Origin of the sequence: Nocardioides ungokensis (assembly GCF_013466985.1) — a bacterium.
Taxonomy (GTDB): Bacteria; Actinomycetota; Actinomycetes; order Propionibacteriales; family Nocardioidaceae; genus Nocardioides; species Nocardioides ungokensis.
This window is the reverse complement of the sequence record NZ_CP059164.1, coordinates 229,541-249,298: the sequence shown is the minus strand read 5'-3', so window position 1 is coordinate 249,298 and position 19,758 is coordinate 229,541. Positions and strand designations below refer to the sequence as shown.

The 19,758-nt window shown below is 72.4% G+C and carries 20 protein-coding genes; 4 read left to right on the top strand and 16 right to left on the bottom strand.

Annotation, left to right across the window (positions count from 1 at the left end; genetic code table 11):
• Positions 1-22 precede the first annotated feature (22 nt).
• Positions 23-1,000: a DUF4386 domain-containing protein gene (locus tag H0S67_RS01195; RefSeq protein ID WP_219635428.1), complete on the top strand. Its 978-nt coding sequence runs from the start codon at positions 23-25 to the stop codon at positions 998-1,000.
• Positions 1,001-1,156: 156 nt separating this feature from the next.
• Here the strand turns inward: H0S67_RS01195 and H0S67_RS01190 are convergent, their stop codons facing one another.
• The 3 genes from H0S67_RS01190 to H0S67_RS01185 form a co-directional block, all read right to left on the bottom strand.
• Positions 1,157-2,218 carry a PP2C family protein-serine/threonine phosphatase gene (locus tag H0S67_RS01190; protein WP_219635427.1) on the bottom strand — a complete coding sequence of 354 codons (1,062 nt, stop codon included), beginning with the start codon at positions 2,216-2,218 and terminating at the stop codon, positions 1,157-1,159.
• A gap of 548 nt (positions 2,219-2,766) precedes the next feature.
• Entirely contained in the window at positions 2,767-3,078 is a 312-nt protein-coding gene (locus H0S67_RS27130; RefSeq protein WP_343050277.1) for a hypothetical protein, read from the bottom strand.
• 139 nt (positions 3,079-3,217) lie between these two features.
• On the bottom strand, positions 3,218-4,675 hold the full coding sequence (locus tag H0S67_RS01185; RefSeq protein WP_343050276.1) for a helicase domain-containing protein: 1,458 nt from the start codon (positions 4,673-4,675) through the stop codon (positions 3,218-3,220).
• 138 nt (positions 4,676-4,813) lie between these two features.
• Here H0S67_RS01185 and H0S67_RS01180 point away from each other — a divergent pair, with 138 nt between their 5' ends.
• Positions 4,814-5,584 carry an MOSC domain-containing protein gene (locus tag H0S67_RS01180; protein WP_180935103.1) on the top strand — a complete coding sequence of 257 codons (771 nt, stop codon included), beginning with the start codon at positions 4,814-4,816 and terminating at the stop codon, positions 5,582-5,584.
• Here the strand turns inward: H0S67_RS01180 and H0S67_RS01175 are convergent.
• The 8 genes from H0S67_RS01175 to H0S67_RS01140 all read right to left on the bottom strand — a co-directional run bounded on the left by H0S67_RS01175 (position 5,577) and on the right by H0S67_RS01140 (position 11,684).
• A complete protein-coding gene (locus H0S67_RS01175; protein ID WP_180935102.1) occupies positions 5,577-6,236 on the bottom strand; it encodes a DUF4389 domain-containing protein in 660 nt (219 codons plus the stop codon). The two genes, H0S67_RS01180 and H0S67_RS01175, sit on opposite strands and share 8 nt — an antisense overlap.
• Before the next feature lie 97 nt (positions 6,237-6,333).
• Positions 6,334-6,675 (bottom strand): DUF1801 domain-containing protein, encoded by a 342-nt coding sequence (locus H0S67_RS01170; protein ID WP_180935101.1) that lies wholly within the window; start codon positions 6,673-6,675, stop codon positions 6,334-6,336.
• Positions 6,676-6,715: 40 nt separating this feature from the next.
• A complete protein-coding gene (locus H0S67_RS01165; RefSeq protein ID WP_180935100.1) occupies positions 6,716-8,266 on the bottom strand; it encodes a DHA2 family efflux MFS transporter permease subunit in 1,551 nt (516 codons plus the stop codon).
• 47 nt (positions 8,267-8,313) lie between these two features.
• Positions 8,314-8,883, bottom strand: coding sequence for a TetR/AcrR family transcriptional regulator (locus H0S67_RS01160; protein ID WP_180935099.1), 570 nt, complete (start codon positions 8,881-8,883; stop codon positions 8,314-8,316).
• A gap of 37 nt (positions 8,884-8,920) precedes the next feature.
• Complete coding sequence (locus tag H0S67_RS01155) at positions 8,921-9,412, bottom strand: FBP domain-containing protein (protein ID WP_180935098.1); 492 nt, start codon at positions 9,410-9,412, stop codon at positions 8,921-8,923.
• A 90-nt stretch (positions 9,413-9,502) separates the two neighbouring features.
• On the bottom strand, positions 9,503-10,132 hold the full coding sequence (locus tag H0S67_RS01150) for a class I SAM-dependent methyltransferase (protein WP_246355030.1): 630 nt from the start codon (positions 10,130-10,132) through the stop codon (positions 9,503-9,505).
• A complete protein-coding gene (locus H0S67_RS01145) occupies positions 10,129-10,644 on the bottom strand; it encodes a DUF4333 domain-containing protein (protein WP_180935097.1) in 516 nt (171 codons plus the stop codon). Before H0S67_RS01145 ends, H0S67_RS01150 begins: the two co-directional genes overlap by 4 nt.
• Before the next feature lie 104 nt (positions 10,645-10,748).
• On the bottom strand, positions 10,749-11,684 hold the full coding sequence (locus H0S67_RS01140) for a 1,4-dihydroxy-2-naphthoyl-CoA synthase (protein ID WP_180935096.1): 936 nt from the start codon (positions 11,682-11,684) through the stop codon (positions 10,749-10,751).
• A gap of 55 nt (positions 11,685-11,739) precedes the next feature.
• Between H0S67_RS01140 and H0S67_RS01135 the strand changes: the two genes are divergently transcribed.
• A complete protein-coding gene (locus tag H0S67_RS01135; RefSeq protein ID WP_180935095.1) occupies positions 11,740-12,174 on the top strand; it encodes a nitroreductase family deazaflavin-dependent oxidoreductase in 435 nt (144 codons plus the stop codon).
• 49 nt (positions 12,175-12,223) lie between these two features.
• Positions 12,224-13,714 carry an alpha/beta hydrolase family protein gene (locus H0S67_RS01130; RefSeq protein WP_246355029.1) on the top strand — a complete coding sequence of 497 codons (1,491 nt, stop codon included), beginning with the start codon at positions 12,224-12,226 and terminating at the stop codon, positions 13,712-13,714.
• 11 nt (positions 13,715-13,725) lie between these two features.
• Here H0S67_RS01130 and H0S67_RS01125 read toward each other — a convergent pair whose 3' ends face one another.
• The 5 genes from H0S67_RS01125 to recB form a co-directional block, all read right to left on the bottom strand.
• On the bottom strand, positions 13,726-14,418 hold the full coding sequence (locus H0S67_RS01125) for a hypothetical protein (RefSeq protein WP_180935094.1): 693 nt from the start codon (positions 14,416-14,418) through the stop codon (positions 13,726-13,728).
• An 89-nt stretch (positions 14,419-14,507) separates the two neighbouring features.
• Complete coding sequence (locus tag H0S67_RS01120; protein ID WP_246355028.1) at positions 14,508-15,131, bottom strand: ACT domain-containing protein; 624 nt, start codon at positions 15,129-15,131, stop codon at positions 14,508-14,510.
• Positions 15,132-15,183: 52 nt separating this feature from the next.
• Positions 15,184-15,783, bottom strand: coding sequence for an ATP-binding domain-containing protein (locus H0S67_RS24150; RefSeq protein WP_246355027.1), 600 nt, complete (start codon positions 15,781-15,783; stop codon positions 15,184-15,186).
• The gene (locus H0S67_RS01115; RefSeq protein WP_246355026.1) at positions 15,725-16,960 is read right to left on the bottom strand and encodes an AAA family ATPase; all 1,236 of its coding nucleotides are present in this window, start codon (positions 16,958-16,960) and stop codon (positions 15,725-15,727) included. Before H0S67_RS01115 ends, H0S67_RS24150 begins: the two co-directional genes overlap by 59 nt.
• A complete protein-coding gene (gene recB, locus H0S67_RS01110) occupies positions 16,957-19,614 on the bottom strand; it encodes an exodeoxyribonuclease V subunit beta (protein WP_246355025.1) in 2,658 nt (885 codons plus the stop codon). Before recB ends, H0S67_RS01115 begins: the two co-directional genes overlap by 4 nt.
• Between the last annotated feature and the right edge of the window lie 144 nt (positions 19,615-19,758).

Sequence of the window (19,758 nt, the reverse complement as noted above, 5' to 3'; positions counted from 1 at the left end):
ATCGGTTCCTAGGTTGCGGGTCATGAGCACGACACCCAGCAGCCGCCCGGACGGGTCCGACATCTACGAGATCCGCCTCGACGGGCGCCTCGACCCCCGGTGGTCCGCCCGCTTCGACGGCATGACGCTGACCACCGGCGACGGCTTCACCCTGCTCACCGGCCCGGTCGTCGACCAGGCGGCCCTGCACGGCCTGCTGCACCAGCTTCGCGACATCGGTCTGCCCCTCGTCTCGGTCACCCGGGTCGAGACGATGACGAGTCGCGCCGACCCCGCAACCCCGACACCTCGCGCACAGGAGCCTGACATGACCATCACCGCACCAGCCCCCGCCACCCGCCGTACCACCGGCGCAGCCCCCGACCCCACGCGGAGCCACGCCCGCGCCGCAGGCATCTTCTACCTGCTCACGTTCGCGTCCTCGATCCCGGCGCTGATCCTCATCGGGCCGGTGCTGAACGACTCCGGCTACATCACCGGCGGCGGTCAGGACACCCGCGTGATCTGGGGTTGCCTCCTCGACTCGGTGAACGCGGTGACCGCCGTGGGCTCGGCCGTCGCGCTCTTCCCCGTGCTGAAGCGGCAGAACGAGTCGATGGCCCTCGGCTTCGTCACCTCCCGGATGTTCGAGGCAGCCGTCATCATGATCGGCGTGGTCAGCCTGCTCGCGGTCGTCACCCTCCGCCAGGACTACGCCGGAGCCGCCGGTGACACCGCCTCGCTGACCGTCACCGGCAACGCCCTGGTCGACGTCCGCAACTGGACGTTCCTGTTCGGACCCGGCCTCGTGCCGGCCATCAACGCCGTCCTGCTCGGGACGCTGCTCTACCGCTCGCGGCTGGTCCCCCGCATCATCCCCACCGTCGGCCTGATCGGCGCCCCGCTGCTCCTGGTCTCGATGCTCGGGACCCTGTTCGGCCTCTTCGACCAGGTCTCGTCCGCCTCGTTCGTGCTGACCCTGCCCATCGCGGCGTGGAGCTCACGGTCGGCCTCTGGATGACCTTCAAGGGCTTCCAGCCCAAGGCAGTCACCGCGCTCATGGCTCGCGCGACGAGGACCGTCTGTCGGCCCCGACTGCCTGACCCTCCCCTCCCGGCCGGCCCGCGGGCCCGGTCACCCGTCGAAGGCGGCTCCGCATGGTGGAGCCGCCTTCGACTCACGTGAGGGGGCGACTCACCCGGCCTCGCTCGGCACCGCGGACACTGCCTCGGTCCCGTCCGTGCCCGCCGTGCCAGTCCACGCACAGCACGGTGGCGTCGTCGCTGAGCGCGTGGCCCGTCGCGTCCAGGACGCGGTCGGCCAGGACCCGCACGGCCTCGCGCGGGTGCAGCGCCCTGGTGGCGCGGATCTCCGCCGCGAGGTCGACGTCGACAGCGTTGCGCTCGAGCATGCCGTCGGTCACGAACACGACCCGGTCGCCAGGCTCCAGGGTGATCCGGCTGGCCCGATAGGTGCTCTCCGCGAACAGACCCAGCGGAAGGTCCACGGGGAGGTCGAGGGTGCTGACGTCGTCCCCGCGCGCGAGGTACGGCGCCACGTGCGCCGCGTTGACGAGCTCCATCGATCCGGTGCGCAGGTCGACCCGACCGATCAGGCCCGTGACGAAGTCCTCGAGCGCGCTGGCGGCGGCGTGCTCGAGCAGCGACTGGTTCGTCGTGTGGACCTGCTCGAGCAGTGAGGCGCCCTCGGCGCGCGCGTTGCGCAGGCTGCCCACGCACAGGGTGGCGGCGAGGGCGGCGGCCACCCCGTGACCCATGGCGTCGGTCAGGGACAGATGGAGCTCGTCACGCGCCAGGCTGTAGTCGAACGTGTCTCCGGCGATGCCGGCGGCGGGCTCCAGCCAGCCGGCGAGCGTGAAGGCGCCGGCCTCGCAGGTCTGGGGCCCGGGGAGCAGCCGGTGCGGATCTCTGCGGACAGGCTCAGCGGCCGCGTGCGCTGGCGCCCCCACTCGTACAGGTCGGTGTGCCGGCGGTTGGCGATCACCACGAACGCCAGCAGGTGCGCGAGCCGGGCGATCTCGGCCCACCGAGTCTTGGTGGGGCTCGTCGGGGAGGACGAACTCCAGGAGTCCGATGACCTCGCCACGCTGGGTCACCGGCGCCAGCACCCGCCACAGCTCGGGACCGTCGGCCGCCGTACGCCGGGGTTCGGGCGGAAACACCCGCACCTCCTGGGAACGCACCGCCTCCTCGATCGGCCCACCGTCGAAGGGAACCACGGTCGCGGACTCCTCGAGGGCCCGCCGCTCATGGGCGCCGAGCGGGCTGCCGGCGGCCGCTCGGGGGTGTCGAGTTCGATGTGGGCGAGACGGACCAGTGCCCGACCCGACAGATCTGCGATCAGGAACGACACCCGGGGGCATTCAGGGCCAGGCCCAGCTCGCGGGTGACGGACTCCACGGCCTCGACCGGCGAGGCCGCCTCCGCGGCGTCCAGCGCACGCGCCATGACTCGGTCCCCGCGGCCTTGACTCACCCTTGGAGCATAGGGCTGGTCCCGCCCGGAGATCGTTCACGCGCTGGTGAGGATGACCAGCCGCTGCGTCGCCCGGGTCATCGCGACGTAGCGGTCGACGGCCCCTTCGATGCCCGCCGAAGCTCTCCGGGTCGATGAGGACGACCAGGTCGAACTCGAGGCCTTGGGACAGCTCGGGGTGAGTGACCGCACCCGTGGCGACGCCGGGAGCAGGTTGCCGTCGAGCTCGCCGACGCCGATGACGCAGGCGATCCCTCGGCGTGCTCGGCGAGCCAGGCGTCGAGGATCGGGGTCAGGTCCGACACGGGTCCGTGCACGACGGGTACGCCGCTGCTGCGGATCGAGGTCGGCACGTTGGCGTCGGGGAGGGCGGCCCGATGACCGGCTCGGCCTCGACCATGACCTCCTCGGGCGTCCGGTAGTTGATGCTCAGCGAGGCCAGGTCGGTGCGGTCGAGGCCGATCCGCGCGAGGCGTTCGTGCCACGAGTCCGTGAAGCCGTGACGGGCCTGGGCGCGGTCGCCGACGATGGTCAGGCTCCGCGACGGACAGCGCAGCAGCAGCATCTGCCACTCCGCGTCGGTCAGCTCCTGGGCCTCGTCCACGACGACGTGCGCGAACGGCCCGGCCAGCAGGTCGGCGCTCCTGCCGGCGCCCGGCAGGGCGGTCTCGTCGGCCAGGCGTGCTGGAGGTCCCGGCCGCGCAGCATCGACATCACCTGCATGACCGAGTCGTCCGATGCGATCAGGTCTCGACGACCTGGTCCATCTGCTCGCGCTCGGCGGCCATGGCGGCCTGCTGGCGGCGCCTGCGCCGCGACGCCTCCGGGTCGCCGAGCCGCTGCCGCGCCGCGTCCAGGAGCGGCAGGTCGGAGGCCGTCCAGGTCTGGGGGTCCCGACGCTGCAGCAGGCGCACCTCGTCGGCGTCGAGCCAGGGCGCGCACCTGCGGAGGTACGCCGGCACCGACCACAGGTCTCCGACGATGTCAGTGTGGTCGAGCAGCGGCCACGCGCGGCTGACGCGTCGACGAGCTCGGCGTTCTGCCGCAGCGACCGGGCGACCTGCTCGGGCGTGATGTCCTGGTCGTCGTGCTTGTCGGTCAGGATCTCGACCAGTGCCTCCCAGACCTGGTCGCGCGCCTCGTTGTGCGGGGTGCCGGGGTCCGGCGACGCGAACGCCTCGGCCCACTCGTCGGCGCTGAGCCAGACGTCGGCCCAGTGGGTCTCCACCTCCATCCCCTCGGTGGGTGGCTCCTCGTAGAGCGCGACGGCCGGCTCGATCGCCGCGACCATGGCCGCGGACGCCTTCAGGAGGGCCACCTCGGGGTCGGCCTCGGCACGGCGTTCGCCCCCTCCGGCACGAGGTCGCGCAGCGTGCAGGTCTGCACGCCCTCCTCCCCCAGGCTCGGAGCACGTCGGCGACGTACGCCAGGTAGGGCTGGTGCGGCCCCACGAACAGCACGCCGCCCCGGCGGTGACCCAGGCGCGGGTCGGAGTAGAGCAGGTAGGCGGTGCGGTGCAGGGCGACCACGGTCTTGCCGGTGCCCGGACCGCCGTCGACGACGAGCGCGCCGCGTGACCCGGCGCGGATGATCGCGTCCTGGTCGGCCTGGATGGTGCCGAGCACGTCGCGCATCCGAGGCGACCGGCTGCCGCCCAGGCTGGCGATGAACGCGGACTGGTCGTCGAGGGCAGCGGCGTGCCCGTCGAGCCCCTCCGCCGTGAACACCTCGTCCCAGTAGTCGCTGATCCGGCCGAGGGTCCACCGGTAGCGGCGACGGCTGGTCAGGCCCATCGGGTCGGCGTGGGTCGCCCCGAAGAACGGCTCGGCGGCAGGTGAGCGCCAGTCCAGCAGGAGCCGGCGACCTGTGCTGTCGGTGAGGCCGAGACGCCCGACGTACACGGGCTCCGCGTCGTCGGCGCCGACCATGTGCCCGAGGCAGAGGTCCAGCCCGAAACGTCGCAGGGTCCGCAGCCGCGCGCTGAGGCGGTGGACCTCGAGGTCGCGGTCCATCGCCTCCTGGCCGGTCCCGCCGGCCTCCAGGCGCGTGGCGTCGACCCGGTCCGACAGGTCGGCGATCGACTGCTCGAGGGTCCGCGCGATGTCGGCGAAGTGCTGTTCGTCGCGGGCGATCAGCGCCGGGTCGGCCTTGCCCGCGAGCTCTCGGGGCAGGTCGAACGCGCTGGTCGTCAGGGGTTCCACGTCATCGGCTCCAGTTCGCAGAAGGCGGCCAGGGGCGGTGATTCTGCGCCCTGCCGGGGGTCTTGCCGCAAGCCCCCCGGTGCGCTATACGTTGGGAGTGGAAGGGAGCCGGACTCCCTTCCTTTTCTCTTCCTCCCGGTGCGCAGGTGGGTCATGGAGCTGGTCGGGCTGTGGCGCTACCCCGTCAAGTCGCTCCAGGGCGAGCCGCTCGGCGCGATCGCCGTCGAGGCTGACGGCCTTCTCGGCGACCGGCGCTGGGGGATCCGGGACCGGCGTACGGGGCGGATCCTGACTGCGCGCCGCCGCCCGGAGCTGCTCACCGCCGCCGCGTCGTACGACGGCGACGTCCCGGTCATCGCGCTGCCCGACGGCCGGACCGCCGTCGGGCCCGGCAGCGGCACCGACGAGCTGCTCTCGGACTGGCTGGGCAGCCCGGTCTCGCTGGTGGCCTCGGTGGGCAGCGACGCCGGTCGGGCGGAGTTCTTCGCCGACGCGACCGACGACACCAGCCGGGCGATCGAGTGGACGATGCCGGTGGACCGCTACGTCGACGCCGCGCCCGTCCTGGTGCTGACCACCGCCTCGCTGCGCCGGGGCGCGGCGCTCCACGCCGACGGCGAGTGGGACCCGCGCCGCTTCCGGCCCAACCTCCTGGTCGACGTCGAGGGCGAGGACTGGGTCGAGGACCACTGGGTCGGCGGGCCGCTGCGCGTCGGTGGGATCACGCTGAGGCCCACGCAGCCGTGCGTCCGCTGCACGATGGTGACCCGCCCGCAGCCGGGGCTCGAGGCCGACGTCGAGATCTTCCGCACCCTCGCCCGCCACCACGGCGGTCTCTTCGGTGTCTGGTCCGACGTCGTCGTCCCCGGCGCCGTGCGCGTGGGCGACCCGGTCTCGGCCCTCAGCTGAGCGCGAAGGGCGGGTAGCGGTCGGTGACGAGGAGGAACGCGTACGCCTCCACCCGCAGCCACCAGCGACCGACGCCGACCACGTAGTCGAACAGCCCCTGCGGGTAGCGCCCGGTGAAGAGGATCGCGAACCACGCGATGATGACCGCGAAGAAGGCGCCCACCGTCAGGAAGAACAACACGATGTAGTGCGGGATGGCGAGCAGCCACTTCACCAGCGGCAGCCAGCGGTTCAGGTCGCGCTCGGCATCGGGGTAGTCGAGCTCGAGACGGACCCGCTGCGCCTCGACCGTCGAGGGGTACTCGTCGGTGAGCAGCGCGAGGTAGGCCCCGATGCGGGTGCCGAACCGCGCGAGCTCGAGCGCGAAGTCGAACCACCAGCGCGGGTAGCGCTGCCGGAACAGGATCATCAGCAACGTCGCCACGAACAGCCCTGCCGCGATCCCGCCGCTCGAGGTGCTCACCGTCTGGCCGCTCTGGTCGTAGACCGTCTGGGTCTCGCCGGCCGTCAGCACCCCGTAGACGATCGCGATGGGGATGACCAGCAGCACCCGGAACGCGGTCGTCACGCGGTTGAGCTGGGTCGGGTAGTCGACCTGGAGACGCGCCGGATAGGCGGTCGGTGCAGGTGGCGGCGTGCTCGGTGTGGTCATGACGGGCCTCCCGGCGTCTGGTTCCCTGTGCCTCAAGGGTCACCTGCGTCGCCCGGGGTGCCGAGAGGCTTACGTCCCGCCCGGAGGTGCCACCCGATCAGGACCGGTTGACGGCCACTGCCTCCCGGACCAGCGCGACGAAGTCGTTCTCGTCCAGCGCCTCGCCCTCGTGGACATCGATGGCACGGCGGGTCCCGGCGTCGAGGCTGGCGTTGAACAGCCCGGCCGGGTCGTCCAGCGACGCACCCCTGGCGAACGTCAGCTTCACCTTGTCCTTGTAGGTCTCGACCGTGCACACGAGCCCGGCACAGGAGAACGTCGGGACGCCGTCAGGGTTGGACGCCTTGCGCCACTTGGCTTCCTCGACCATGTCGGGCTCGGCCTTCATGATCAGGGAACGCAGCCGCTCGATCGTCACGGTCCGCCAGTCATCGCTCACGCGGCGACCCTACCTGCGAGCGCGCCTGCACCCCGGGCGTTCAGTGCACGACCACGGGAGGCGTGCCCTCGTCGTCGAGGAGGTGGCTGGCCTCCTGCTTGCGGGGCAGGAACATCGCCGGGATGACGGTGAGCAGCACCATCGCCCAGGCCACCCAGTAGGTGTCGGCGAACGCCTGGGCGGCGTCCTCGAGCCCCTTCGCGATGACGGCCGGCGACAGCTTCGAGGCCAGCGCCGGGTCGTGCAGCGAGGCCATCGCCGGCCCGGCGAGCTTGGAGGCCTGGAGGTGGTTGGTGAGCAGCACGGACATGATCGCGACGCCGCAGGAGCTGGCGATCTGCTGGGTGATGTTGAGCAGCGTCGAGCCGCGGGCGACCTCGTGGGCCTTGAGCGTCTTCAGCGCCGAGGTGAAGAGCGGCATCATCGTCGCGCCCATCCCCAGGCCCATCACGAACAGCTCGGCGATGATGACGGGGTACGGCGTGGTGGCGGTCAGCTGGGTCAGGCCGAGCATGCCGATCAGGATGAACACCAGCCCGAACGGCACGATCTGGCCGATCGGGCGCTTGTCCACCTGCGAGCCCGCGATCGGCATCGTGATCATCGCGCCGATGCCCTGGGGCGCCACGAGCAGACCGGCCTGCAGCGTCGACTCGCCGCGGACCTCCTGGAAGTACGTCGGCACCAGCAGCAGGCCGCCGAAGAACGCCGCGGCGAACAGGAACATGGTGATGACCGAGACCGCGAGGTTGCGGTTCTTGAACAGCCGGAGGTCGAGCAGCGGGTGCTCCGGGCGGAAGGAGTGGAAGACGAAGGTCACCATCAGCGCGGCACCGATCAGCATCGAGACCCAGACCCGCGGAGCGGTGGCGGTGCCCTCGGCGGGGATGGAGGAGACGCCGAAGAGGAACAGCGCCAACCCCGGCGACATCAGCGCCATGCCGAGGAAGTCGAAGGACTCCGAAGGCTCCGGGGTGTCCCTGGGCAGCACCCGCCAGGCGTAGACGATCGCGACCAGGCCGATCGGCGCGTTGATCAGGAAGATCCAGTGCCAGCTGGCGACCTGGATCAGCCAGCCGCCGATGATGGGGCCCAGGATCGGGCCGAGCAGCATCGGGACACCCAGGATGGCCATCAGCCGCCCGATCCGGTGCGGACCCGCCGCCCGCGTCATGATCGTCATGCCCAGCGGCATCAGCATGCCGCCGCCGAGGCCCTGCAGGACCCGGAAGCCGATCAGGGCGCCGATGCTCCAGGCGGACGCGCAGAGCACCGAGCCGCAGACGAAGAGCGCGATGGCCGTCATGTACAGGCGCTTGGTGCCGAACCGGTCGGCGGCCCAGCCGGTCATGGGGATCACGGTGGCCAGCGCGAGGGTGTAGGCGGTGACCGACCAGGCGACCGTGGAGTAGGCGATCGGGTGCGCGGCCGAGCCGAACGCGGTCTGGAACGTCGGCAGGGCGACGTTGACGACCGTGATGTCCAGGATGGACATGATGGCGCCGATCACGACGACGCCCGCGATCTTCAGGACGGCCCCGTCGATGTGATCGGGCAGGTCGGGCGCCGCTGCCTTGCTGTCTGAGGACATGGCGGGTGCTCCTTCAGTCACGACTCCGGCCAGTCTAGGCACGGGGGTCAGGTCACCGGCCAGTTGCGCAGCAGGGCGTCGAGCGCCTCCAGGACGCGGAGCCACGACTCCTGACTGTCGGGCGCGCTGTGGTCGAACCCGCCGCCCATCTCCAGGTCGACGTAGCCGCGGAAGACGCTGCCCACCAGCCGGACCGCATGGGTCTGTTCGGGCTCGGTCAGGTCGTAGCCGCGCAGGATCGCGCGCGTCATCTGCGCGTGCCGCACTCCGGCACTCGCGGCCGCGGTCTCCGGATCCAGCCGCAGCTGCGCGGCGGCGTACCGGCCCGGGTGCTGGCGGGCGTAGTCGCGGTAGACGTTGCCCAGCGCGGACAGCGCATCCTTCCCGGAGCGCCCGGCGAGGGCGGCGGCGCCGAGATCGGCGAGCTCGTCGAGAGCCAGGAGTGCGATCCGGGTGCTGAGGTCGTGCGAGCTCTGCACGTGGGAGTACAGGCTGGCGACCTTCACGTCGAAGTGCCGGGCCAAGGCGGAGATCGTGACCTGGTCGAAGCCGACCTCGTCCGCGAGCTCGGCCCCCGCCAGCACGACGCGCTCCGAGTTCAGCCCTGCGCGTGCCACCCGAGTCCCTCTCTGCCGTGTTCTTCCTGACTCATCCTCACAGTCGCCTCACGAAGGCCTGGACGTTCCGCTGCAGCCGGGCGATGCGCTGCTCGACGGTGAGGGTCTCGTGCACTCGTGAGAGCGCGGGCGGCGGAATCACGCCGCGCACGTACGACGAGCAATCGAGCTCGGCGCAGACGTCCACGCCGACCGAGTTGCCGTCTCGACCAGACCTCCCGGCGCGCGGAGCCACCATCAGCGAGACGCCCGTTCCGGGATGGGTCGTCAGGCACAGCGAGCACATCCGCGCCCGGGTCGGCCCGTCCCCGCCGGCGTTGCGCCGCAGCTGGACACCGACCAGCTCGTCGGCAGCCATCGGCACCACCAGGTAGCACTGCAGCGGCGCTCGCGGGTCGACCCAGCCGAGGAAGTCGAGCTCGTCCCAGCGAAGCGTCTCGAGGTCCTGGGGCAGGCGGAGTCGCGACACCTCCCCGCGCGTGCAGTTCACGAAGGAAGCACGGATCTGCCGGTCGCTGACTCTTTCCACATGCCTACAGTAAGCAGGCAGATGTCTTTAGGTGAAATCCTAAAGACTGTAGGAAGTCTGACAAGTGTCACCTTCTTGCGCCATGCGCGCTCAGCTCGCCGGACGGTGCACCGCGACGACGTAGCCCGACGCGGGGTCGAACGGCGCACGGTCCCACCCCGAGAAACGCGCCTCCTGCTCGAGCCCGGCCGCGGCCATCGCGTCGTCGAAGTCCGCGAGCGGGGTGACCGGGCAGCCGGCAGGGAGGTGGGCGGCGTCGAGCCCGAAGCCGCAGACCACGCGGCCGCCGGGGGCGACGTGCGCGGCCAGCCGGGCTGCCACGGGGGCCAGGGTGCCGGGCTCGAGCAACGGCACGATGTTGCCGGCCAGCAGCACCAGGTCGAACCGCTGCCCCAGGTCGAACGTCGCCAGGTCGGCCTCGCGCCAGTCGACCTCGGGGGCCTCGGCCCGCGCCACGTGGAGCATGGTGTCGTCCACGTCCACGCCGACCACGGCGTACCCCAGCTCGTGGAGGCGTAGGCCGATCCGCCCGGTGCCGCAGCCCGCGTCCAGGACCCGCGCCGGCGGGTCGACGAGCGCGGTCACGAGCGCAGCCTCACCGTGGATGTCCTCGCCGCGCTCGGCCATCGCCCGGAAGCGCGCGGCGTAGGTCTTCGCGTAGTCCGCGCCCGCCCCGCGCCGGGCGAGCTGCTGCCAGCGGGTCGTGCCGCCTCCGCTCACTGCACCACCTTGTAGTTGAAGTTCACCAGCAGGCCGTCGACCTTGGTCACCGTGGCCTCGATCGTGCCGCCACCCTTGGCCGGAGCCACCGTGCAGGTCGCGGTCTCCCCGACCTTGCCCATCAGCTCGCCCTGGCAGTCCACGGAGTCCACGTTGTAGCCCTGGCTGGTCAGCGAGCTCTTGATCGTGTCGGCGACCTTGGTGCCGGGGATGAACGGCACGGCGTCGAACTTCGTGTCGCTGCCATCGACCGAGGTGACCGTCACCCGCACGTCGGCCGACTGCTTGCCCACGGTCAGGTGGCAGTCCTGGGTGGCGTCGACCTTGGCGGTGAGGTCGCCGGAGCAGCTGGCGCCGACCGTGGCCTGCGGGTCGTTGGGGGTGTACATCCCGCTCACCTGTTGTTCCAGGTCGGACTGGCTCACCGCCTTGGGTTCGGACGATGTCGAGACCGACCCGCTGCAGCCGGTGATCGCGAGCAGCAGGACGGCGAGGGCGGCGTACTTCGTCATGGGGTCTCCTCCGGGGATCGGACCGGTGCTCTGACCCGAGCGAGCCGTACCCGCCCCATCATGCCGCCGCCGCGGCCGCCACGTCCTGTCAGCAGCCCCGGGGCTCAGTAGTACCAGGGGAAGGGCGACCAGTCGGGCTCGCGCTTCTCCAGGAACTGGTCGCGACCCTCGACGGCCTCGTCGGTCATGTAGGCCAGCCGCGTGGTCTCGCCGGCGAAGAGCTGCTGCCCGACCAGGCCGTCGTCGATGAGGTTGAAGGAGTACTTCAGCATCCGCTGCGCGGTCGGGGACTTGCCGTTGATCTTGCGACCCCACTCCAGCGCCTCGCGCTCGAGGTCGGCGTGGGCGACGACCCTGTTGACCGCGCCCATCGCGTGCATGTCGTCGGCGGAGTACTCGTCGCCGAGGAAGAAGATCTCGCGGGCGAACTTCTGGCCGACCTGGCGGGCGAGGTACGCCGAGCCGAAGCCGCCGTCGAAGGACCCGACGTCGGCGTCGGTCTGCTTGAAGCGGGCGTGCTCGCGGCTGGCCAGGGTCAGGTCGCAGACCACGTGCAGGCTGTGGCCGCCGCCGGCCGCCCAACCGTTGACCAGGCAGATCACGACCTTCGGCATGAAGCGGATCAGCCGCTGGCACTCCAGGATGTGCAGCCGGCCGAGGCGGGCCGCGTCGGCCGGGGTCCGCTCGTCGCGCACGCCGCCCTCGGTGCCGGGCTCGTACTGGTAGCCCGAGCGGCCCCGGATCCGCTGGTCGCCACCGGAGCAGAACGCCCACTTGCCGTGCTTCTCACCGGGCCCGTTGCCGGTCAGCAGCACGCAGCCGACGTCGGCGGAGGTGCGCGCGTGCTCGAGGACGCGCAGCAGCTCGTCGACGGTGTGCGGGCGGAACGCGTTGAGCACGTCGGGGCGGTCGAAGGCGATCCGGACCGTGCCGTGCGCCTTCGCGCGGTGGTAGGTCAGGTCGGTCAGGTCCTCGAAGCCGGGCACCACGTGCCAGGCGTCGGCGTCGAAGATCTCGGACACTCCATCGATCGCGCTCATGGCGAAGAACCTAGTGGTCCCGGAATCGGGGTCGGTCATGTGGTGTTGTGGCGACATGGCTCTCACAGGCACCTATGAGCCCAGCCCGAGCGACTGGGTCCGCGAGCAGGTCGAGAAGTACGAGGCGTCCGGCGGCGCCGAGGCCAACACGCTGAAGGGCGTGCCCATCGTGGTGATCACCTCACGCGGTGCGAGGTCCGGCAAGCTGCGCAAGAACCCGGTCATGCGGGTCGAGCACGACGGGGTCTACGCAGCGGTCGCCTCCAAGGGCGGCGCGCCCGAGCACCCGGAGTGGTTCCACAACTTCGTGGCCGACCCACGGGTCGCGCTCCAGGACGGGCCCGAGCCGCACGAGTACGTCGCCCGGCGCGTCGAGGGCGAGGAGCGGGCGGCCTGGTGGGAGCGCGCGGTCGCGGTGTGGCCGGCGTACGCGGAGTACCAGCAGAAGACCGACCGGGAGATTCCGGTCTTCGTGCTCGAGCGCGTCTGACGCGGACCCGGCGGCGTCGCCTTCCCGGCCCTGCCTCGTTGGGCAGGGCATGCGAACTCGCCGCCTGCTGATCGCCTCGTCGCTCTTCTCGCTGGCCATGGGCGCCGCTGCGCCCGCCGTCGCTGACCCGCAGCCCGGGGACCCGGCGTACACGACCCGCGACGCGCAGAACATCGCCGCCGCCTACGGCCGCGTGACCGACGAGCAGCTGCAGAACCCGGCGTACCTCCCCGCCCTCGTGCAGGCCGCGACGCAGAAGGGCGTCGACCAGCTGCTGACCCAGGTGGCGACCCCGACCCGGCCGGAGCTCACGCCCGGCAACCTCTTCCCCGGCTGGAACGTCGGCAACCCGCTGCGTGCGGGCTGGGAGCACAGCCGCGGCCGGATGACGGCGGTCTCGTTCACCAACCAGTACGGCGCGCTGCTGCGCGGCCACGTCTACCGGCCGCGACCCGGGGCCGTGGATCCCTACACGGGGCGGGAGCTGCACGGCCCGTTCCCGGGCGTCGTGATCACCGAGGGCTCGGTGCAGGGCTCCGAGGGGATGTACGAGTGGCTCGCGCAGGACCTCGCGGAGCGCGGCTACGTGGTGCTGACCTACGACGTGCAGGGGCAGGGCACCAGCGAGACGCTCCCGCACCAGGACTCACCGGCGGACACGAACGCGCTGCCCTTCTGCAACCCGTTCGCCGCGCCCGGCGACGGCGAGACCACCGGCTGCCCCGGCGTGCCCTCGCAGCAGCTGTCGAACTTCGTGGTCGGCACCCGCAACGCCCTGAGCTTCTTCACCTCCACCCCGCGGCACCACTACCCCAACCGGGCCGCGGACGGCGCCGACGTGTCGGCGTACAACCCCTACTGGCGGCTCTTCGACCGCTCGCCCGACCGGCGCACGGTGACCCCGGGGCGCACCACCCGGATCGCGATCATCGGCCACTCGATGGGGGCCGCGGCCGTCTCGAAGGTGCAGGGCACCGACGACCGGGTCGAGGCCGTGGTCGCCCTCGACAAGCTGACCGGACCCGGCTCCACAGGACCGCTGGACGGCAGCGGCAACCGGCCGACGGTGCCGGCGCTCGCGGTGCAGTCGGAGTACGGGTTCAGCGTCACGCCGTGGTTCATGTCAGGCGGGAGCTCGTTGACGCCGCAGCCCTCACCGGAGGGCCCGGACCCGATGCGGGAGCGGGCGACCGGCTTCGACGCCTGGCGCCGGGCAGGGGTCGACTCGATGCTGGTGGTGCCGCGCGCCTCGACGCACCTGGAGTACACCGACATCCCGCTGGTGCTCCCCGCCAGCCGCTACGGCCAGGACCTGACCAGCGTCTACGTGCAGCGCTGGCTGGACCGCTACCTCAAGCACCGCGACCCAGACCTGCTCGGCACGTCGTTCCGCTACCTCGAGCCGACCGGCAACGGGCACTGGTCACCGGTGCACCTGCGGCGCGACCGGCTGCTCAGCTTCTACTACTGCTCGGCGTACGCCCTGCACACCGACTCGGGCCCGCGCAGCGACGGCGACATCACCGGCGTCGGCTGCTGAGCCGGGCCCGCTCAGGCGTGTACGACGCGGTCCACGCGGCTGTGGTAGCGGCGGCCGACGGAGCCGCCGAGCACGGCCGCCAGCAGCGTGGCGGCCAGCACGATCAGGCCCGCCCCCACAAGCACCTGCCAGCCGACCTGGCCCGTCGAGAGCTGCACGCCTGACAGGTCTACCCGGCTGCCGAGGTCGTAACGACCCTTCAGGAACACGCCCAGGCCGACCAGCGCACCCGTGACCAGCAGGCCGAGGAGCCAGACGGCGAACCCCTGCCGGCCGCCGTCGAACCGGGACATCCGGCCCGCGACGTAGCCGCCGGTGTAGTAGCCGAGGAGCACGACCACCAGGAGCACGGCCGTGGTGACCAGGCCGGCCCGACCCGTGACCGGACTCAGGTCAGGGGCCGTGCCCAGCGCGACCGAGACGGCGCCGGCGGCCACGATCAGCAGGGTCGCGACCGCGACGGCGACCAGCCAGCCGAAGAAGGACGCGCCCCAGTTGATGCCGCCGAACTTGTCCCGGGCGACCGCCTCGCCGTCGGGCGCCGCGGCGACATCGTCCTCACGGCCGTCCTCGCGATCACGGCCGGGGAAGATGTCGTCGTACCTGTGGTGGTCCGTGTCCTCGTCGTTGCGCTCATGGTTGGCGAGCGGTGACTGCGAGACGACGGTGGTGTCGGTCGAGGTCCGGTCGAGGTCGTGCGACATGCCATGCTCCCTGGTTCGGCGATCTGTGAGATCCCCCGCTCCCCGTTCCGGGAATCATGTCCGCGCCGGCGCCGTCGCAAACGTCAGGGTCAGCCCGCGCGGGAGATCGACATCGCCAGGGAGACCAGGTGACCCAGCCGCGCGACCTCGGAGTCGAGGAACTCCGGTCCCCCGCGACGGCCGATCACCACGATCTCGTGCTTGTTGAGCCGGGCACCGCAGTGCACGTTGTCGTCGGGGGTGTCCAGCCGGGCGGCCTTGCCGATCGAGGTGAACGTCAGGTCGGTGGGCGCCGCGTCGGTCGCGTGCACGACGCCGGCCGAGTCGCTGACCCGGGCCGCCCACTCGGCGCGGAACGTGACGGGCAGCAGGTCGATGAGCCGGTCGAGCGAGCCGGCCGGGTCGGCGGTCAGCTCCTCGACGGCCTCGAGGTCGAGGAACAGGTTGCCGCCGGCGGCGTACCGGCTGATCCACACGACCTGCACCCCGTCCAGCGCGTTGCAGGCCGAGACGATGGAGTCGGGCATCGTGCCCGGGGACACCTCGAGGAGCACGTCGTCGACGGCGATCTCGTCGTCGTGGCGCTTCTCGACGATCTCGATGGCCTCGATGTCGCCACCGGCCATACCGATCGCGCTCGCGACCCGACCCAGCGAACCGGGCACATCGGGCAGCTCCACGCGCAGCAGGAAGGGCATCTCAACTCCAGACATCAGGTTCCCTGACCCTAGCGGCCCGACGTTGCCGCGCGGTTTCGTCGCCCGGTCAGTGAGAGGCGGCGAGTCGCTGGCTCAGGCCCGACGCCCGCAGGGCCCGGCGGGTGACCGCGGCCCTGACGTCGTCCGGCCCACCGACCACGACGACCCGCTCCCGGGCCCTGGTGATCGCGGTGTAGAAGAGCTCGCGGGTGAGCAGCCGGGAGTCCGGAGGCGGCAGCAGCACCACCACCTCGTCCGCCTGGCTGCCCTGGCTCTTGTGGATCGTCATCGCATGCATGGTCTCGGCCTGCCCGAGCCGGCTGGTGGCCAGGTCGAGGCGACGCGTGCTGCCGGCGACGTGCGCGCGCAGCACGCCGTCGCCGCGGCGTACGACGACGCCGGTGTCGCCGTTGTGGACGCCGAGCCCGTAGTCGTTGGCCGTCACGAGCAGCGGGCGGCCGGCGTACCACGTCGACCAGATCGGCTCACCCGTCTCTTCGGTCAGCCAGCGCTCGACCTGCCGGTTCCAGTGGCGGACGCCGTGCGGCCCCTCCCGGTGGGCACAGAGCAGGCGCTGCCGGTCGAGGGCGGCCAGCGTGGACTCGACGTCACCGCGCTCGGCGGCGCGGACCAGGTCGAGCGCCCGCGGCACGAGCAGTGAGCGCATCCGGGGCCCGGGGTCGGGCTCGCTGACGAAGGAGACGTGCTCGCCGCCCGCCTCGAGCAAGGCGACGGCCTCGTCGGCGTCGCCTGCGCGCACCGCCTCGGCCAGCCGCCGGACGGATCGACTCCCCGAAGCGGTGGGAGGTGCGCAACGCCGCGATCCGGCCGTCACCGCGGGCACCGAGCCCCTCGACGAGGTCGGCGAGCACCGCGCCGGCCTCGACGGAGGCGAGCTGGTCGGGATCGCCCACGAGCAGCAGTCGCGCCTCGGGCCGCACGGCCTCGAGCAGCCGGGCCATCATCGTGAGCGAGACCATCGAGGTCTCGTCGACGACGACGACGTCGTGGGGAAGACGGTTCTCGCGGTGGTGGCGGAAGCGGGCCGCGGTGTCCGGGCGCGGACCGAGGAGACGGTGCAGCGTCACCGCGGTCAGCGTGCCGAGACGGGCCCGGTCGGACTCGGGCAGCCGCGCGACCTCCTCCTCGACGGCCTGCTGCAGCCGGGCCGCCGCCTTGCCCGTCGGGGCGGCGAGGGCGATGCGCGGGACAGCGCCCCCGGACTTCACGGCCTGCTCCGCCAGCAGCGCCAGCAGCGCGGCGACGGTCGTGGTCTTGCCGGTGCCGGGGCCGCCGGTGAGCACGGTGGTGCCCTGGGCGAGAGCGATCCGCGCGGCCGCGCGCTGCTCGTCGTAGCCGGCCGCGGCGAAAACCCGGTCCAGCGCGGTCTCGAGCGCCGGCCCGTCCGCGGCGTCCAGCGGGGCCGGGGCTGGGCGCGCGAGCAGGTCGGCGCACACCTGCTCCTCCTCGCGCCAGTAGCGGTCGAGGTAGAGCAGCCGGTCGTCGAGCAGCCGCAGCACCGGGGGCGTCCCGGTCAGCGGACTGGCCTCGAGCGCCGCGAGCCAGGCGTCGGTGCCCGGCCACTGGAGCTCGGTGACCCCGGAGTCCTCGGCGACGGTGGTGAGGTCCACGCAGACCGAGCCACCCCGGACCGCCCGCACGGCGAGCGCCACGGCGAGCGCGACGCTCTGGTCGTCCTCACCTGCCAGCTCGGTCACCCGGCGTGCGACGTGCACGTCGGCCGCCTCGATGACACCCGCCTCGTTGAAGTCGCGCAGCAGGCCCTCGGCCCCGAGCGCCAGCCTGTGGTCGCGGGGATCCTCGGTCTCGAGCAGCAGGCTCATGCGCCCCTCCGTCCGTCGAGCAGGTCCGACAGGGCGACCACCAGCGCGGCCGGCGGCACCCAGCTGAAGACCCCGGCCGGGTGGCCGTCGACGATCGGCGTCGCGGGGCCACACATCCCGCGCACGTAGAGGTAGAGGACGCCGCCGAGGTGCGTGGCCGGGTCGTAGCCGGGCTGGCGCCAGCGCAGGTAGCGGTGCACGACCACGACGTAGAGCAGCGCCTGGAGCGGGTAGTCGGAGTGCAGCATCGCCTCGGTGAGCCGCTCGCGGGTGTAGTCGGCCGCGGTGAGGTCGGTCTCCGGGTCGCCGAGCCGGTTCGTCTTGTAGTCGACCACGAGGTAGCGGGGACCGTCCTCATCCGGGACGCGCAGCACCACGTCGATCGAGCCGGAGAGGTAGCCGCGCAGCGACTGGTCGGCTAGGCCGGCACCGAGCAGCCGGTCGGCGTACGGCGCCAACGGGTCGTCGGCGGCGAGGTGCTTGCGCAGCAGCGTCCCGACATCGGCCAGCCGGACGTCGGGACCGGGCTCGCGATCGCCGCCGCTGAGCGGGATCTCGAAGTCGAGCTCGCGCAGCCGGTCCGGCAGGCCGATCCGACCCAGCGTCAGCCCGGGCGCCAGCGGGCCCAGCGGGGTGTGGTGGAGCGGCACCAGCGCCGCCGCCAGGTCGCCGGCCGCCGCGTCGACGGGCCACCAGGCCAGCTGCTCGCGGACCTGCGCCGCCAGCTCGGCCTCGAGGTCGTCGACGAGCGGGTCCGCGTGCTCGAGGACGCCGTGGACCAGCGATCCAAACGTCGCCCCCGCGGGCATCCCGGCCATCGGCGAGGGGACGTCGGCCCCGACCGTCGGCACCGGCTCGGCCAGCGGCAGGTCGCCGGACTCGTCGTCCAGGGTCTCGACCTCGGGCTCGCTCCCGACCCCCCGTGTCTCCTCCGCCGAGCGGATGAGGCCGGAGTAGGAGGTCCGGCGCCACGACGTGTCGATGGTCCGGACGAACCGGCGTACGCCGAGTCCCGAGGGGGCCGGCCGGGGCGGCACCGCGCCGGGCTCGACCAGCCGCGACTCCTCGACGACCGGGCCGCCGGCGGCCTCCCAGGCCCGGAACAGCCCGAGCGCGTCGGGGTCGGCGATCTTCGGCTCGCAGCGGTCGGGCACCGCCGCGGCCCCCGGTGAACGTCCGCGCAGCAGCCGGGACAGCCCGCCGTTCGGCTCGTCCCACGAGGGCGCCCACCAGGCCACGACCTGGGACTGGGCCCGGGTCAGGGCGACGTAGGTGAGCCGGATGTCGTCACCGGCCATCTCCTGCCGGCCGCGGGCCTCGATCGCGGAGAAGCCCGGCTGCCCCTTGCCCCCGATGTCGAGGCAGCGTCGGCCCTCCTGGTGGTAGAGCACGATCTCCCGCGGCGGGACGTAGCGGTTGAAGCCGAACGGCAGGTAGACCAGTGGGTACTGCAGCCCCTTGCTCACCCACACGGTCATCACCTGGACGGCGGCAGCATCGCTGTCGAGGCGTCGGTTGCGCTCCGCGGCGCCCCGCTGCTCCTGGCACTGGGTGCGCAGCCAGTCGAGCAGCGCCGGCAGCCCGAGCCGCTCGCGGTGGGAGAGCTCGTGGAGGATCTGCGCCACGTGCGCGAGGTCGGTCATGTCCCGCTCGCCACCGCGCCAGGCCAGCACCCGCGGGGCCAGGCCCGCGAGCATCGCCGCCTCGTGGACGGCCGCGATGCCTCGCTCACGGGCGTGGTCGGCCCACTCGCGCAGCGTCTCGGCGACGCGGTCGGTCAGCGCGTCGCCGCCGGCGGCCAGCGTGGCGGCGGACTCGCCGAAGAACATCGTGGCGGCTGCCGCCCGGACCAGCCCGCTGCGGTGCGGCTGCTCGAAGGCCTCCAGCAGGCAGAGCCAGTCCGCGGCGGCGCGGGAGGCGAAGACGTCGGTGTCACCGGTGTATACGGCGGGCACGCCGGCCGCGGCCAGCGCGTCGCGGCACACCCGGGCGTCGCGGTGGGCCTCGACGATGACGGCGATGTCGCCCGCCTGCACCGGGCGGCCGTCGTAGGTCGCGTCGCTGGCGAGGAGCTGCCGGATGTCGGCGGCCAGATCGGCGGCGACGTGGGCGCGCACGTCGTCCATCGCGACGGTGCGGGTGCCCCGCATCCCGAACTTCTCCCGGGTCACCACGCGGAGCCGGAACGGGTCGTTGTGGGGCGCGCCCTCGAGCCGGTGCGTGCGGTGCCGCGCCTCGACCTCGCGCACGACGATGTCGGGGTGGCCCAGCGCGGCTCCGCGCAGCACGGCCTGGAGCCGTTCCACGAGCGGGGCGTCGCTGCGCCAGTTGGTGCCGAGGGTCCACTGCCGGTCCGCGGCGCGGGCCGCCTCGAGGTAGGTGACGATGTCGCCACCCCGGAAGGCGTAGATGGCCTGCTTGGGGTCGCCGATCAGTACGACGGTGGCGTGACCGACGAACGCCCGCGCGATCACGTCCCACTGGACGGGGTCGGTGTCCTGGAACTCGTCGACCAGGACGATCCGCCAGCGCCGGCGCATCCGGGCCCGGGCCGGGGCGTCGTCGGCCTCCAGGGCGGTGGCCAGCCGGCTGAGCAGGTCGTCGTAGCCGAGGATGCCCAGGCGCCGCTTGCGAGCCTCGAGCTCGCGGAGCACCGCGTGGGCGAACTCGACCCGGACCGCCTCGGTCGATCCCTCGGCCGGCTCCTGCGGGTCAGCACCGTCTGGGGGTTGCCCACGACCTCGCGGGCTAGCCCCAGCGCCTGCGCGCGGGTCAGGGCCGGCGACTCGCGCTGCTGC